The sequence below is a fragment of the Prosthecochloris sp. genome (assembly GCA_015482705.2).
Lineage (GTDB): Bacteria > Bacteroidota > Chlorobiia > Chlorobiales > Chlorobiaceae > Prosthecochloris.
The window spans coordinates 1-14,780 of record JADMLA020000011.1 but is presented as its reverse complement, the minus strand read 5'-3'; the positions used below and the strand labels follow the sequence as shown (position 1 = coordinate 14,780).

The 14,780-nt window shown below is 45.5% G+C and carries 16 protein-coding genes; 5 read left to right on the top strand and 11 right to left on the bottom strand.

The genetic code is table 11. The annotated features are described in order from the left end of the window. From QZ209_RS02165 to QZ209_RS02140, 6 genes are all read right to left on the bottom strand, one after another. On the bottom strand, positions 1-552 hold a 552-nt coding region (locus QZ209_RS02165; protein WP_294344255.1), incomplete at its 3' end, for an arylamine N-acetyltransferase. 607 nt (positions 553-1,159) lie between these two features. Further along, entirely contained in the window at positions 1,160-2,566 is a 1,407-nt protein-coding gene (locus QZ209_RS02160; protein WP_294344257.1) for an amino acid permease, read from the bottom strand. Position 2,567: 1 nt separating this feature from the next. Further along, positions 2,568-3,011 carry a hypothetical protein gene (locus QZ209_RS02155; protein WP_294344258.1) on the bottom strand — a complete coding sequence of 148 codons (444 nt, stop codon included), beginning with the start codon at positions 3,009-3,011 and terminating at the stop codon, positions 2,568-2,570. A 21-nt stretch (positions 3,012-3,032) separates the two neighbouring features. After that, a complete protein-coding gene (locus QZ209_RS02150; RefSeq protein WP_265370674.1) occupies positions 3,033-3,746 on the bottom strand; it encodes an FmdE family protein in 714 nt (237 codons plus the stop codon). Between the two features lie 38 nt (positions 3,747-3,784). Continuing rightward, positions 3,785-5,713 carry a TonB-dependent receptor gene (locus QZ209_RS02145; protein WP_294344253.1) on the bottom strand — a complete coding sequence of 643 codons (1,929 nt, stop codon included), beginning with the start codon at positions 5,711-5,713 and terminating at the stop codon, positions 3,785-3,787. Between the two features lie 179 nt (positions 5,714-5,892). Continuing rightward, positions 5,893-6,717, bottom strand: a complete 825-nt coding sequence (locus tag QZ209_RS02140) for an SAM-dependent methyltransferase (protein WP_294344252.1) — start codon at positions 6,715-6,717, stop codon at positions 5,893-5,895. Between the two features lie 722 nt (positions 6,718-7,439). Here QZ209_RS02140 and QZ209_RS02135 point away from each other — a divergent pair. The 4 genes from QZ209_RS02135 (at position 7,440) to QZ209_RS02120 (ending at position 9,170) form a co-directional block, all read left to right on the top strand. Further along, positions 7,440-8,165: a hypothetical protein gene (locus QZ209_RS02135; protein ID WP_294344250.1), complete on the top strand. Its 726-nt coding sequence runs from the start codon at positions 7,440-7,442 to the stop codon at positions 8,163-8,165. Continuing rightward, positions 8,149-8,376: a DUF1858 domain-containing protein gene (locus tag QZ209_RS02130; protein ID WP_265370669.1), complete on the top strand. Its 228-nt coding sequence runs from the start codon at positions 8,149-8,151 to the stop codon at positions 8,374-8,376. The genes QZ209_RS02135 and QZ209_RS02130 overlap by 17 nt, the downstream gene beginning before the upstream one ends. Positions 8,377-8,548: 172 nt before the next feature. Beyond that, on the top strand, positions 8,549-8,758 hold the full coding sequence (locus tag QZ209_RS02125) for a hypothetical protein (protein WP_294344247.1): 210 nt from the start codon (positions 8,549-8,551) through the stop codon (positions 8,756-8,758). 58 nt (positions 8,759-8,816) lie between these two features. Continuing rightward, entirely contained in the window at positions 8,817-9,170 is a 354-nt protein-coding gene (locus QZ209_RS02120) for a DUF4180 domain-containing protein (RefSeq protein ID WP_265370667.1), read from the top strand. Positions 9,171-9,194: 24 nt separating this feature from the next. On the opposite strand, the gene QZ209_RS02115 is transcribed toward QZ209_RS02120, so the two are convergent. The 5 genes from QZ209_RS02115 to QZ209_RS02095 all read right to left on the bottom strand — a co-directional run bounded on the left by QZ209_RS02115 (position 9,195) and on the right by QZ209_RS02095 (position 13,394). Beyond that, on the bottom strand, positions 9,195-9,386 hold the full coding sequence (locus QZ209_RS02115; RefSeq protein WP_294344244.1) for a hypothetical protein: 192 nt from the start codon (positions 9,384-9,386) through the stop codon (positions 9,195-9,197). Between the two features lie 35 nt (positions 9,387-9,421). Beyond that, a complete protein-coding gene (locus QZ209_RS02110) occupies positions 9,422-10,408 on the bottom strand; it encodes an alpha/beta hydrolase (protein ID WP_294344242.1) in 987 nt (328 codons plus the stop codon). Positions 10,409-10,435: 27 nt separating this feature from the next. Beyond that, complete coding sequence (locus tag QZ209_RS02105) at positions 10,436-11,227, bottom strand: SDR family oxidoreductase (protein ID WP_265370664.1); 792 nt, start codon at positions 11,225-11,227, stop codon at positions 10,436-10,438. A 12-nt stretch (positions 11,228-11,239) separates the two neighbouring features. Continuing rightward, the gene (locus tag QZ209_RS02100; RefSeq protein ID WP_294344239.1) at positions 11,240-12,277 is read right to left on the bottom strand and encodes an aldo/keto reductase; all 1,038 of its coding nucleotides are present in this window, start codon (positions 12,275-12,277) and stop codon (positions 11,240-11,242) included. Positions 12,278-12,440: 163 nt separating this feature from the next. Then, on the bottom strand, positions 12,441-13,394 hold the full coding sequence (locus QZ209_RS02095) for an alpha/beta hydrolase (RefSeq protein WP_265370662.1): 954 nt from the start codon (positions 13,392-13,394) through the stop codon (positions 12,441-12,443). A gap of 234 nt (positions 13,395-13,628) precedes the next feature. Here QZ209_RS02095 and QZ209_RS02090 point away from each other — a divergent pair, with 234 nt between their 5' ends. Next, the gene (locus QZ209_RS02090; RefSeq protein WP_294344235.1) at positions 13,629-14,492 is read left to right on the top strand and encodes an AraC family transcriptional regulator; all 864 of its coding nucleotides are present in this window, start codon (positions 13,629-13,631) and stop codon (positions 14,490-14,492) included. Positions 14,493-14,780 lie beyond the last annotated feature (288 nt).

Sequence of the window (14,780 nt, the reverse complement as noted above, 5' to 3'; positions counted from 1 at the left end):
CCACTCCTGGGGACATAGATTGAATTCATAGAGGTTTTTCCAAACACCGTTGTCAAGCAACTGCAGAAGATAGTCTTGCCTCGGATTCCGTGACAGCCTGAACGTATCGAAATCCTGCTTGATGTCTTGGTCAAGCCAGTCGAGATTGACCGGTTCACGTATAGAGTAGCTTCCGAAGCCAAGATCACACAGCCATTTTTCACCGTCAACGCTTGCCACAATCACCATATGTGTCTTCGGACGACGAGAAGGATAAGTCATCGGACGAGCGGCGACAAACTGATGCGGTATGCCCAACTTACCGAGGGCCATGGCAAACAATCCGTTTATCTCATAACAGTACCCGCCACGCTTCTGATCGACGATTTTTGTATAAATCTCTTCCGGTATGAGTGAAACAACTTTCCCGAATTGCACATCAAGATTCTCGAATGGTACAGAAAACAACTGGCACCGCATAATGTTTTTCAATGTTGAAAAATCTGCTGAAGCGGTGCCCCGAAAGTTTATTCTGGAAAAATATGCCTGAAGATTAAAATTATCGGCCTTCATACGGGAAGCTTGATATAGATATTTAGCGGAATGTTGTTCTACCCCATGGTGGTAATATACTTAACATTATTGAACGCATTGTTCCAGGGCATGAGTTATCTTTCTGTTACGCAAGTTCACGACCAATAGCATGCATGCGCGGTGTATAGTTACACTATAGGAGCTACCGGAGCGTTGGCTAAAAGCAGGTTCATAATGTCTTTCTCATGGGACAAGTTTGCTTTCTTTACCGATTTCAGACCGTTTTACGGCCATCAAATGGTGTCGAAAAAATAGTTTTTCAGGATAAGCAGAAATTTTTCTTGGATAATAAACTCACGTCTCGACGGCTTTTTTTGAGACATGGCGACAAGGGAACAAAAAAGCACCTTTTTTCTGGTGGTTAGTGCCATGAGTTGACACAATCACCCCAGGCGTGAAACTTTTGTTCTTGGTGTCGATGGCAAGGAGAACATTGCAATATTGCGGGATATTATGAAAATGGTGAAGCCGATAAAGGAGTGCTCTGCGGAAAAACCGATTCTGTTGTCGGTACAGAGGGGGGAATGTGAGCTGGGGGTGGTTTATCGGTTTTTTGGAGAGCATACTTGCTGCTATGGATTAAACTTTAATTAATTGTGAACGTCCCCTGAGCACTTTCGGTTGCATCAGCAGGCCTGGTTTTCAGGAAGATGAGGTAGAGCAAGGTTCCGAAGACTATGGTTGCCAGCCCGGAGAATCCGGCAAGAGGACGACTGGTCAGCGTGAAGACAATGATCCAGAAATTGCCTGCGATGAAGAGTAATGGAGTGAAGGGGTATCCGAAGGTTTTATAGGGCCGAACCAGCTCCGGTTCTTTCTTCCGCAGGTACATCATGCCTGCCACGGTCAGCATTGCTGAAACGGAAAGGGTGATGCCCATGTAGATCAGTAGTATTTCGAACGTTGTGGTCAAGATCATCACGATGGCCAATAACGCTTGGAAGAGGACGGAGTGCGCCGGTGTATGATGGATTCTATCAACTTTTCCGAAAACCTTGAAGAAGAGGCTGTCGCGTGCCATTGCGTAGTAGACACGGGGGCCGACCATGATCATCGCGCTGATGACGGAAAGCAGCCCTAGCGAGATTGCCAGCCCGACGAGCCTTCCAACGTTCGGACCGAAGAGCGATGTGGCGGCACTGAGGCCGACCTCGAGCATGCCTGACATGGTTTCAACCGGTAGGGCATAGAGGTAAAGCAGGTTCAGAAGAAGATAGAGCACACTGACTATTACAGTGCCGATCAAGAGGGAGCGTGGAAGGTTTTGATCGGGGTTCCGGATCTCTCCGCCGATGTATGCTGCAGCATTCCAGCCGCTGTAGGCAAAGCTCACAAAAATGAGTGTTACGGCGAATGTACTCCATTCAACCCCTTCAAAGCCTGATCGGGTAGCCTCTTTGAGAAAGGATGGGTTGCCGTTGCCGAAGGCAAAGCCAGTGACGATCAGTGCTATAATGAAAGTGATCTTGAAGGCTGTCAGCAGGTTCTGGATTCCTTTCCCCAGCTTCAGGCTGTGGAAATGGACGAACGACAAGAGAATTACAGCGGCGATCGCAAGAAGCGAGATGCCTGAGACGCTAACCACCGTGATACCCCTCAGTTCCAGGACAAAAAGTGGCGTTGCACTACCGCCGAGAAAATAGGTGCTGAAGGCAATCGCCGCAGCAGCGATTGGCGCCGAAAAGCCCACAACAAGTGATATCCAGCCGGAAACGAAGCCGGCCAGGGGACCAAAGCTGCGGCGAAGGTAGACGTATTCCCCCCCGGCATGTGGCAACATGGCTCCCAGTTCACCGTAACAGAGTGCCCCCGAAAGAGCGAACAGGCCACCGACCAACCATGCCAGGAAAAGTGCAAGTGGGCTGCCAAGCTCGCCTATGATGAAGCCCGAGGTGGTGAACACGCCAGTGCCGACCATGTTGGCGATCACCAGGATCGTCGCTGCTGGCAGATCTATCTCGCGCTTCAGGTTTTCGTTGAAAGCAGTCTTCATTTCAGCAAAACTCCGATATATCCCAGTGAACAAATACCATATTCTTTTCCGAGCAGTGCACTCGGTCCGAGAAACCCTCGCGTTGCCACCATAAGCATGCAGGCAATGAAACAATATTGCAGCCTTCATGCAGCATTTGGGACTCTACCCTGTCAAGAGGCCATATAACCAGTAACCAGGTCATGCCATAGCTTCTCTTTTCAATGGCTGAAACAATCATAAGCGAGCGCGCTCCAGAACCATTCGGAAACGACCATGAACCCTGCCGGGTTAAGGTCAATAGAACATCTTTTTGCCTGAACGTGAATGTTGTACGGTGATGCTCTGCTATGCCCTTGACCTTCGGTGCGGCGGTCAGGGGCGGGTGTATAGCGGGAAACGACATGCAGTGGGTTTCGTAAAGCTCCTGTCCGGAGGGAGTAGGGAAAAAGTCTTTTGGAGGCATTTCCTGTTTCAGTGAGCTGTTTTACTTTTTGAATGGTTTCCCACAGTCTTTTTCTGCAGAGCATTCCGATACAGAGAGTAATCCAGTCGGTGTATCGGCTATCACTTTTGCAACGATCTGCTGAACCGAGTTGGCAAACTGTTGTTTTTCGGCATCTGTTGCGGATCCACTCATCACTTTGCTTTTCAAGGCTCGAGCGACCCCCGTCATGTTATTGCAGGCAAGCTTTGTCTCATCCAGAACAGCCTTGACCATTCTGCCATTATCCATTCTCTTGAAAATCACGACAAATGATTGTGGCAATGAGGCGGCAAGACCCGGGTCGATGATAAGCGCATTATTTTCTTTTTCATCTCCCTCATCCGTTCGGGCTCTTATAACGTATGCGGCAACTTCCGCCTGATCGTTAAATCGCGATACTGCCATACTTATCTGACCTCGAACAGGCATTTCATCTCCGGGATAAAGCAGATCCAGAGCCTTGGCCGTGAGCAGAAATCCAGAAGCGACACCGGCACAAACATGTCCGGTATATTTCCCGACATCATCGAGTGACAAGGTAAATACGGCATCTTCGGGATTCCGATAACCAACAATCACTGCTTTTGGATCGATAACGCTGATTGTTCCTGCTTTTTGATAAACAGATTGACGTGAGGTTTTGCTCTCACCATTTGTCCGTACAGGCAACATCAGGACAGCTAAAAGAGCTACAACAACCACATTGATTTTCATGATGATAGTGTTTTTACTTTTAATCAAAACAAAGGACCTTATAATGAGATGTGAGTGCCGCCGTAAAAGAATACCGGATTGCTTTCAGACTCATCGAAAATGTTGTCAACACCTGCAAAAACGTCGATTTTTTCAGTAATCTCTTTTGATACGTAGGCATGAAAAAGGGAGTAACCTGAACTGCTACCGGCAGAATAGAACCTTTTACCGATGTAAGATGCTCTTAGGTTGGCGTGCAAGCCATGCCTGCTGCTGTCGTACCCAAGCTTGAGATTCGCTGTAATATCCGGTTTACCCTCAAGATCCTTACCGGTTTCCTTGTTTTCTGTTTCCATCCAGGTGGCGTTGCCTGTTATTGAAAAGCCTTTTGGCAACAAAATGCTTGATTCCAGCTCTAAGCCGCTTATGGCTGCGTTTGATATGTTTTCCCAGGTATAGTAGTCCTTTTTCATCGGGCCTGTACCGGCTGACCGTATATAGGTGGCATCGATCATATCCGTAAGCTCATTTCTGAAAAACGTCAACGATCCTCTATAGTTTTTGTACTCACCTTCAATACCAACTTCATAGCTTTCTGACTTTTCAGGGTTGAGATTTGGGTTCGGCTCATATACCTGCTTGCCACGTTTTTTCCAGGATTCGACAAAAAGCTCTGCAATACTTGGAGCACGAAACCCTTGTCCGTAGGAGCCCTTGATCCTTACGTTTTGCAATACATCGTAAATAAATGAGATTCTCGGTGTTAACCGGTTTCCATACATGGAGTTGTCATCATAACGGGCCCCGGCGACAAAGTAGAGCGAGTTCAGAAGCAGGAACTCATCCTGTATAAATACACTTGAGTTACTATGGTCCATATCTTCGTCAGGTTCATTATTCCTATCTTCCTTTCTGAATTCGGTTCCCAGTGTTACAAGATGATTTTTGAATGGTTCACCGCTGATGCGTGCCTCAGCCTGACTCAACGCATCTTCCTTCGCTCCTCCTTTTGCCGCCGAAGAAGTGGGGGGATCAACTGTGACTTCACTTGTTGATTCAGCCCGATTCAAACGAATCATGGCCTGATAATTGTCGGCAAGTTTTGCGTCATATTGCAGGTAGTAACTGAGCCTTTTATCCTCAGTATCCCTATCCCTTGTAAGGCCCTCGATGTACCGGAGGCCATCCATGTTTCTGTTGCTGTAATCAAATCCTGCCGATAAATGGTGCCCTTCCGTGAGATCCAGGATAAAACGACCAGCGCCTGTCCCCATTCTCATATGATCGCCATCATCCACTCCGTCATCGATTGTACGATTCCACTTGTTGCTACCTCGATAATCACCAGCAATGATGTAGCTTAAACGGCCATTGTAGCCGCTTGCCAGTCCACTGCCAAGAAAGGTGCTGCCTTCGCCATCTTCATTGATGCCTGCTTGTGCAGTAACTGTTCCTCCTGTTTTTTTGCCTGGTTTTTTTGTAATGATATTCACTACACCGCCAATCGCATCACTGCCATACAGTGACGATGATGGACCTCTGACAATTTCGATTCTCTCGACAATAGTGACCGGTATCTGGTTAATATCCACCAGATCGCCAAAACCGACCGGCATCCGTCTGCCGTCAATCAAAATGAGCGACTGCTTGCTGCGTGTTCCACGTATACTCGGAGTTTTTACGCGACCACTTGAACCCTCGACAATCAAGCCGACCGAATTCTCGAGAGCTTGAGCAACAGTTGAAGCATTCATTTCTTTCATCTCTTTTGCAGTAATGACTTCAACAGAACCAGGCACATCTTCAAGGCTTTTCTCTGTCATCGTCGCTGTGACTATGACTTCATCCATGACCAGCCGCGTTTCGGTTGCCGAGGTGCCTGAGGCATCAGCCCGCGCTGTACCGAAAGCTGCTATGCATGTCATAATGCCTGCGAGCTGGATAAACCGCTGCATTCGTTTTACTACTAATCCGTTTTTTCTCTTCATCGAGCTGCGCTGTTTTACTTATTTTATACGACGTACTTTTCTGAGAATGTGAATTAACTATTGCTTTGTTGTGCACGTACACATTTCGAAACCCTGTATGAAGCATGGTACACCGGCCTGTTTTTCGGCCGGCGTGAACCTGAGATCGGTTAACCGTATTGATCACAAGCTTTGAGTCGTTACTTGATATTGTAGCGCCTGGTAAGAAAGTCGCCGACATAGACGAGATAAACGGTCAGTTTCTCATTTTTGGTTTGCTCAAGAATAGTACCGAGAGTTCCCCTGATGATTCTTTCACTCTTGCGGTAACCGGCATTTGCGACTACTGCAACGGGAGTTTCTGCCGGATAGTGTGGTTTCAGATCCTTGACAATCTGTTCAAGATCGGTACGCATGGTAAAGAACACCATGCTTGTTTTTGCTTGAGCTAATTTGTTGACATCCATACCATTGGTGAGAATAACTGATTTGGTCGTTTCGCCAGAAGTGACTCCTTTTTTCAGGGCAGCATTGGCAGCATTAAAGCAACTCACCCCTGGAACGATTTCAGGATCGAGATCCTCAAAAAACTCGATAAACCACATATTGGGGCCGTAAATAGTGGGGTCTCCTGAATCAAGCACAGCAACAATCTTGCCTTCAGCTACAGCTTGGCGGACAATCCCCTCAATCCTCCATGCATCCTTGCGGGCCTTCTCAAAATCGCCTTCTTTTCGCATGAACACCCTATGAACGTTGATGGCTGTGTTATGCAATTCTTTGCCGGAGAGATAAGAAGCATAGTTTTTCCTGATGTCGTTCGAACAGAATACGACTTGCGCCTTACTGATGGTGTTGATTGCCCGCAGGGTAATGTTGTCGGGGTCACCATTGCCGACACTTACGAGGTAGAGCTTGGGCGTTGTGGGTATAGCTGCCGCCCTTGCTGGGCTGAAAGGTGTTGCCATAATGACGGCGGCAAGCAAGAGCATGGTGAATATCGATTTCAACCCTGAATGATTCATGGACGTTTGGATGTTTTTGGTTGTTCTGCTAGGATATAATGCGTACAGCAGAGGCATACTTATGCCTTTAAAGTTATAATTTCTAAATGCTTACTGCATACAATATTTATTTGGACCAATTATAAATAACTTTCATTGAAATCCAAAATTTTCTAAAGGATAAAACTGTTTCGTAGAACTTGGCTGGTAACCTTCCGGACAATTTGGCCTGTGAGTTCTGTTGAAAGGTTGATTTAACTGTAAGATGAATTTGGCGTAGCGTTAACCGTGCTCAATGACAGTGATGGAGAAATCAACACTGTGACCGCATCAGGCTAAATGGTATTCAATATCTCTGCAACCTTGATGCAGTTTGAACTCCGGTTGATTCAGGAACAAAAACAGGCCGGATTGAAGGCAGTGAAGGCAAGAGTGAAGAACGGTGGCCGGCCAATGAGCTCACCGGATGATGAGAGTGTGCAGATGGCAAAGAAGATGAGCGAGAACAACATAATAGGGAGTGCTTCAGGAAACGGATTTTACAGTGCGTTAAGCAATATTGATTGGTTGCAAGGGCAGGAAACGCTTCTCTTTTGCTTGTACGGTTTGCCACACATCATATCAATATGATGTAATCCGACTGATTCATGTGCTTCTTGAAAGGGCATTCATGGAATTGTTTGCATTCTTTAAATGTTGTCCAAGTAAAAATTCTGATAAACGTAAAGAATGGAGGAGCTGTCATGAAATCGTGGGAAAGCAAGAAAGATACATTTGAGGTGAACGATGTGCGGAAGCTTACCGGAAATTTTCTTCCGGGGCTGTTGAAAAAGGCAAGAGGCCTGGATGCTAACAAGGGTCTCTGTGTCGTACAGAGTTTTGAGCCTGTTCCTTTGTATTCAGCTATGAAAGAGCTGGGTTATGATTACCAGACAGATGTGGTGTCTGATACGGAATATCGGGTTTATTTCTATCGAACTGAAATTCCTGATTCAGGGTCTGAAGCCGATGAATCGATGCCGTTCAAACCTACGGCGATTGTCAATTTCAACACCATTGACCCCCAGCTTTCCAATCAGGTTCTCAATTTCTGGAAGATGATCTGGGGGAGCGAATCTCCGGCTATAGACATGAAAACGCGTCTGTTGCTTTCACTTGCGAACGGTGTAGGGGCAGGAAGGATGAGACAGGCTGCCAGGGAGTTTATCAAGGCGTATTCAGTTGGTGTCACCATCGCAGAGTTTGATGAACTGTTTACCATGTTCGCCTGGAACCAGGGTGTTGGGTATTTTGCTTCAGAAATAGGTCCGTCGGCCCTGTTTGAAGCTTACAGATATGCTAAAACCCAGGAGGGTGCCGGAAAAAAACGAAAAGAAATCGTCAGAAAGCTGATGGAAAAATTTGGAGAAAACAATCCTGATATCAGCCCATTCTACAAAAGGAGCAATGATCATGATCACGAAAACTGATAAAATTGCCGAGATTATTACGCGCTACCCCTTCATCAAGGAACGTTTGATAGAACGCAACAGGATGTTTGAGAAGCTCAATAATCCTGCCGTTTTCAACACGGTGGGAAAGTTTGCCCGTATTTCAGATGTGGCAAGAGTTTCTGGAGAGAATCTCGATGTGCTGCTCGAGTTCCTGAACCGGGAAGTCAAGCGGCAGTGTAGCGGATAATCAGTACAGGATAAGTTTTCTTGGCTATGGTCTTGTTTCGTTATAACATATTGTATGACAAAATCGAGGTGATTATTATACGTGCAACAGTAACGAAGATTGGTAATTAGACTGGCGTTATCCTGCCAAAGGTTGTGGCTGAGCGCTTGAAGATCAAGCAAGGGGACATCGTGTGTTTGACGGAAACCTCTTCAGGGTATATTACGGTGGCGAACCGTCTGTCTTTGATTTGGCTGCTGCCTATGTGTTTTTGCATAGTAACGGATGGCAACTGAAGTCGTCACAAGCCGAAGCTGTTGATGCGGTTTTGGGTTTGGCGGCAGGTGAAATCGATGAACCAGGCTTTTCGAACAGGATGAAAAACAAGTCTGTTATTTTCTGAGATGCACAAGAAAAATAATTAGTGTCAGTACTAAAAAACATTCAGGAGAATCAAGAAAATGGAATTTGAAATTTTAGAATATGGAAATTCGAAAATAGCTAAAGTGTCTGCTGAAACAAAAATCAATTCTGTTCAGGATGCAACAGATTTGCTGGGGAATGCAGATTATCAGGGAGCAAGCAGGATTGTTATAAACGAAACGAGTTTTGATCCACAATTTTTCAACCTGAGAACTGGTATTGCAGGGGAGATACTTCAGAAGGTATCGAATTATCATAAGCAACTCGCTATTGTAGGTGAATATGAAAAATACAATAGTAATGCATTGAATGCATTCATCATTGAGTGTAATAGAGGCAGCCACATATTCTTTGTTTCTGATTTCGATTCGGCATTAAAGAAGCTTGCATAAGCTCCATTGTTCTAACAATGGCATTCAGTTGACCGGCCTTGCGGCCAGCAACTGATCCTTGGTGTTAGAGTGCTGTTTTTTCGGCATCGTGAGGTGCTCCGTTAAAGGTCGAGGAATAGGATTCCGCTCGATCAGCGGCTGCAGCATCGACATGACAACTGCATCAGGTGAAATGGCTTTTGACAATGCTGTTACTGAAACGTCACCGTTCCTCATAACAGGTATCACCTTCCTTTTGATCAAATGTCCATTCATAATTTATTCTCCAACGCCGCTTTTAGTGCGCTGTCACGGGTGGCGAGAAAGTTTTGTGCAATCCGCGTTTCAGGATTTATATCTTCAAAACCATGAACACCGCCTGGATAGAGGTGCAACTCTGTTGGAATGCCTGCCACTGAGAGTTTGGCAGCATAGGCAATACATTCCTGGGAGAATAGATCAATATCCCCAACCATGATGGTGGCGGGTGGTAAATTGGTGAGGTCGTGATTGTAAAGCGCAGAGGCGTATTTTGGAATCGTGCTTTCTTCGGGCTTTTGCCCCAAATAGGATGTCCAGCCAAACAAATTATTGGCACGTGTCCAGATGTAGGTGTCGTCAATATCATCGCCAGCCTGTGTGATGTTTATCGGATCAAGCATCGGGTATAACAGCAGTTGGTGTGCCAAAGGGATTTTACCACGATCACAGGTGATTTGCGTCAGAGCTGCTGCTAAACCACCACCCGCACTTGCGCCGCCAACAACAATATGACTGGTGTCAATGTTCAGCTTATCGGTACGATCAAATACATATTCCAGCCCTGCATAACAATCGTCTAATGGCGTGGGAAATGGATATTCTGGTGCAAGTCTGTAATCCACCGCGACAGTGATACAGTTCATATTCTTGGAGAAGTTTTTCAGCAAAAATTCATCTTGTTCAGCTTGTCCCAAAACCAGACCGCCACCATGCATCCAATAGAAAACTGGTAGGGCTTCGTTTTGATTTTCGGGGCGGTAGATAAACAGTGGTATATCATGATTGTCATCAGGGTTCTTAACTTGCACGACCTTTTTGGTAACACCCTCAATTGTTTTTGACATTTCAAGGGCTTGTTCTGCTGCTTGTGCGAACGTTCTTCGAACAGATGCCAGTTCTTTTGTGAAATCAAACGGGAAGCCCATGGCTTCGCACATATCTGCGATAGGTTGTGCAAATTCCTGTGGTAAACGGTTTTTAATGCTTTTGACGATCATCGTTCTATTCCTTTTTCTAAATCCTTATTATTCAGGTGCATAGCGGCTTCCATGTTCTTCAACGGCAGACATGTATTGCGTGTTACTGAGGCCGCGTTCCAGGCCTATAATCTGTCCGGTCATCAGCGGTGAATCGTTGGACATCAACGTGGCAAGCTCGGCAGCGACGATATCCGGATGATCGGCATAGGGCGGCATTTCATTGACATCAAAATGCGCCAGCGCAGACCGAAGACCTTCGGTATTCACCATGCCCAAACAGGCGGTATTGACCTTGATACCGAAAGGCAACAAATCCACCGCGGCTACTTTTGCAATGCCAATCAACCCATGTTTTGATGAGGCATATGCAAATGTCCCTGGGGTAGCCTTGATGCTGGCTCCCGAACCAATGACGAGAATATTGCCCTGAATATTGTGTTCTTTCATGGCTATCGCAGCATGTTTGATCCCAAGAAAACTGCCGAAATAATTCACTTCGGTTGTTTTACGCATTTCGTCCAGTGTGCAGGTGGTTACATCCTTTCCGAATGCAAAATCAACTGCGGCATTAATGCCAACCATATGTAAAGCCCCCCATTCATCAAAAGCACGTTTAACGGCAGCTGCGTTATCCTCTTCCTTGGTTATATCGACCTGCATTCCAATACAGACACCACCTGATGCACGAATGTTCGAAGCAACCCGTTCAGCGGCTTCCAGATCGATATCGGTACACAGGACATTTGCGCCACGCTCAGCGAGAATTTTGCAAAGAGATGCACCTACGCCTGCGCCGCCACCGGTGATCCAGCCAGTTTTATTTTTGCAATTGTTCATAGTTTTTTCCCCTTAGACAAGTACGTTATTTCTTTTATTATCAATGACGGCCTGTGTGCCTTTCTCTATGACATCTTGATCAAAAACCCCTCTTTCTGAATTGACCATCCGTGACCATTGAGGATAAACATAGGCCGGCTGGCTCACTTTATTCAAAATGTCCAGATCGTCATCATTCAGCTTTATGTTTGCCGATTTCAGATTATCCGTAAGCTGCTCTATGTTTGATGCACCAGTCAGAACGGAACTGATGCCGTTTTGATGCAATAACCAGGCGGTTGATATTTGTGCAGGAGTTGCATCATGCTTTTTGGCAATCTCCTTGACCGTATCCAGTATTTCAAAGCCGTACCGACTATCGACAGGGGGCATCGGGAAAGAGGCTCTACGATTTTCTGCCGCTGTGCCGGCAAGAAAACCTCCTGCAAGAGGACTCCACACCAAAATCCCGAGCCCTAAATCTTTACATGCAGGCAGTATTTCGTATTCCAGATCCCGGCCAACCAAAGAATAATAATTTTGACTTGAAATGAATTTTTCAAAACCCAGTCGTTCGGCTACTCCTTGTGCTTTAGCGATTTGCCAGGCTGCAAAATTGGACAAACCGATGTAACGGACTTTGCCCGAATGCACCAGATCATTCAAGGTGCTTAACGTTTCTTCAATGGGCGTATAACCATCGAAGGCATGGAGTTGATACAGATCGATATAATCGGTGTTCAGCCTTTTGAGGCTCTTTTCCACCTCGAGAATAATGCCTTTTCTGCTCGATCCCAGAGCTTCATGCGGCTTGACGTCATTGGTGAAGTAGACTTTGGTGGCAATAACATGCTTGTCACGTTTACCCTGCAAAGCCTTGCCAAGCATCTCCTCAGAAGATCCGTTAGTGTAAATATTGGCAGTATCAAAAAAATTAACACCAGCATCAATGGCTTTATCTACCATTTTTTGAGCGTCGGCATCGGTTGCTACATCGCCACCAAAGGTCATGACTCCAAAACATAGGCGGGAGATGTATAAGCCTGAATTTCCTAAATTCGTATACTGCATAATTTCAATTCCTCCTTATCCAAATTTTGTGAAATGCTTTTTTTTCCTGTTGCCATGAGGGCAAGAGGGGTTACAACTGCGTTAGTATCCCTTCCGCAGATAAAAAATCTGGGAACATCAGGAGCTGCGGCATATCAATATGACATCGCAGCGTTTTTTAAGCTCATGATGGCTGATTACCGTATTTCCCGAAGAAGTCAGTTATTCTATCAACGGCCTGATCGACATATTCTTCCACGTCGTACAGGTCCACATGCGATGCACCTGGCACTTCAAAGAGTTCTTTCGGGTCACTGCACTTTTCATAATATGCCACAGTTAGCGGTCCGGTATCCGCCAAGGCTTTTTCCCCATAAATGCCGAGATATGGAGTGTAGAGGTATTGTGCCCAGGTGGTAGCATCTGTCAGGGCATTGGTTTCAGCAATGTTGGCAAGACTCCGATTTGAGTAATTCGGATAAGTTTCAGCACCAGCCCTTGCTGTCATGTAGTAGTCATAGCCCTCTCTTCGCGCACCTTCGGAAAGATCTTCAGGGTCAACCCCTTCATAGTCCAGCGCATCAGCATATACCGGCTTGCCTGTTTCATAGTGTTTTTGGCGAGCTGCGTTTGCTGCAGTGAACATGGAAATCACGGCTTCCCGGTCAATCCCCGCAAGAAAAGTGGAACGGTTATCCATCATTCCACTAACAGTTGCAATAGCTTTCATTCGTTTATCAGTCACAGCGGCGAGAGCCATATAGCCGCCACTGGCGCAAGCACCAATACCATACAACTTGTCCTTGTCCACGTAGGGTAGTGTACAGGCGAAACTCACTGCATCATGGATGCTTTCAATTTTAATGAAAGCGTTTTCATAGTTACGGATTTCACCTTCACTGTCGCCATAGCCAATGTGGTCGAAAACAATGAACAAGAAACCTTTTTCAGCCATTTTCTTCCCGTATAGCGCACCCATTTGTTCCTTGACCTGGTTGAACGGCGGTGAGAAAACAATGGTGGGATAGGACTGTGACTTTGTAAAGTCTTTAGGTGTGTAAAGTATTGCAGCCAATTTATAGCCTTGGCTTGTGAAAGTAATCTTATTTTCTCCAACTCCAATTGTCGATGTATTCATCTTTTCTCCCCATAGTTTTTCGGGACAGTTCACTTTAAATACAGATCTGTTTCTTTGTAGAAGTGCTTTTGCTGTAAACTGTTTAATTGTTCTTTTCGTTCACGATTTTTTACTGATGGTAATATATATTGCTCATATGGCTAAATGTATATCAATACTATGTTTTTTTTGCACAAAACTACAATTTGGCCCTTGATTGAAGAGCTTATCATTAACCAAATGAAGTGATAGGAAATGGATTTAAAATCGATGATGCAAAGGTTGGCCACCGCAGAAGGTTTGACCCGTACAGGTATTGAGGGATTTGATCTATACAGAATGGACAAGCCGTACGAGAGGACTTCAACGATGCTGGTTCCAGCCGTCTGTTTCATATTACAAGGGAGGAAAACAGTCTATTTAGGCAACCTTGAAATCGTGTATGATGAAAGAAATTATTTAATCGGTTCCACAAAAATACCTGTCGAATCAGAGTTGAAAGAAGCCTCCCCTGAAAAACCCTACCTGGGAATGGTTATCCATATCGATCCTGCACTTATCAGCGAATTGCTTGTAGATATGGATGAATTCAATAATTGGCCTGATCAAACCACTTCAGATCGAATAATAACCGATGCTCCGATAGATCAGGAGCTTGAAGAGAACTTGCTGCGGCTGTTGAAAATTGTTGGAAATCCTTTGAAGGTGAAAATATTGGGCAAGGCTTTGATTCGAGAAGTCTTTTTTAATATCCTGAGCGGAGAACGTGGTTATGTTTTGCGAAATTGCGTACTTCATCATGCAAAGGCGCATAAAATTGTGCCTATAATACAATATCTCGAGAATAATTTTACACAACCAATAGAGATCAATGATGTTGCTAAATATGCTGGAATGAGTGCGTCGTCATTGTACAGCCAGTTTAAATCAGCGACATCTTTATCTCCCATTCAGTTTATAAAAAGAATAAGGCTTCATCACGCTCACAGTCTTCTGATGGAAGGTGCCAGCCCAGGAGAAGCCTCGGAAGAAAGCGGCTATGGAAGTCAGTCTCAGTTTAGCCGTGAATTCAAACGCCAATTCGGCTATTCCCCGAGCAGAGTGAAAGAGCAGCGATGAATTATGCCATCTTTTTAAAAACAGGGATAGAAGTCATACTTTTCGTCAAAATGAGATATGAATGTATGGAAGAAAAAGCATACCCCCTGTAAAATGGCTGGAAATTTTGGCGTTCGTGCTTAACTCTTGTATCGGCGGCAAACAGATTGCCAAACAAAGCAATAATCTCCCCCCTCACTCGATCTCGATTCCATAAACATCCAGCAGCCCCGTCACTTCCGGGAGGGAAAAACGGGCTTTGCGGATTCGGTTTGTTTCCGGGTTTATTGAGAAATTATAGGCTGAGCG

Excerpts from the sequence above, each read along its gene's own strand:
- QZ209_RS02150 (WP_265370674.1), bottom strand. The coding sequence starts at position 3,746 with ATGAAAATCAATGTGGTTGTTGTAGCTCTTTTAGCTGTCCTGATGTTG.
- QZ209_RS02095 (WP_265370662.1), bottom strand. The coding sequence starts at position 13,394 with ATGAATACATCGACAATTGGAGTTGGAGAAAATAAGATTACTTTCACA.
- QZ209_RS02115 (WP_294344244.1), bottom strand. The coding sequence starts at position 9,386 with ATGAGGAACGGTGACGTTTCAGTAACAGCATTGTCAAAAGCCATTTCA.
- QZ209_RS02145 (WP_294344253.1), bottom strand. The coding sequence starts at position 5,713 with ATGAAGAGAAAAAACGGATTAGTAGTAAAACGAATGCAGCGGTTTATC.
- QZ209_RS02140 (WP_294344252.1), bottom strand. The coding sequence starts at position 6,717 with ATGAATCATTCAGGGTTGAAATCGATATTCACCATGCTCTTGCTTGCC.
- QZ209_RS02130 (WP_265370669.1), top strand. The coding sequence starts at position 8,149 with ATGATCACGAAAACTGATAAAATTGCCGAGATTATTACGCGCTACCCC.
- QZ209_RS02160 (WP_294344257.1), bottom strand. The coding sequence starts at position 2,566 with ATGAAGACTGCTTTCAACGAAAACCTGAAGCGCGAGATAGATCTGCCA.
- QZ209_RS02090 (WP_294344235.1), top strand. The coding sequence starts at position 13,629 with ATGGATTTAAAATCGATGATGCAAAGGTTGGCCACCGCAGAAGGTTTG.
- QZ209_RS02135 (WP_294344250.1), top strand. The coding sequence starts at position 7,440 with ATGAAATCGTGGGAAAGCAAGAAAGATACATTTGAGGTGAACGATGTG.
- QZ209_RS02120 (WP_265370667.1), top strand. The coding sequence starts at position 8,817 with ATGGAATTTGAAATTTTAGAATATGGAAATTCGAAAATAGCTAAAGTG.
- QZ209_RS02105 (WP_265370664.1), bottom strand. The coding sequence starts at position 11,227 with ATGAACAATTGCAAAAATAAAACTGGCTGGATCACCGGTGGCGGCGCA.
- QZ209_RS02155 (WP_294344258.1), bottom strand. The coding sequence starts at position 3,011 with ATGCCTCCAAAAGACTTTTTCCCTACTCCCTCCGGACAGGAGCTTTAC.
- QZ209_RS02100 (WP_294344239.1), bottom strand. The coding sequence starts at position 12,277 with ATGCAGTATACGAATTTAGGAAATTCAGGCTTATACATCTCCCGCCTA.
- QZ209_RS02110 (WP_294344242.1), bottom strand. The coding sequence starts at position 10,408 with ATGATCGTCAAAAGCATTAAAAACCGTTTACCACAGGAATTTGCACAA.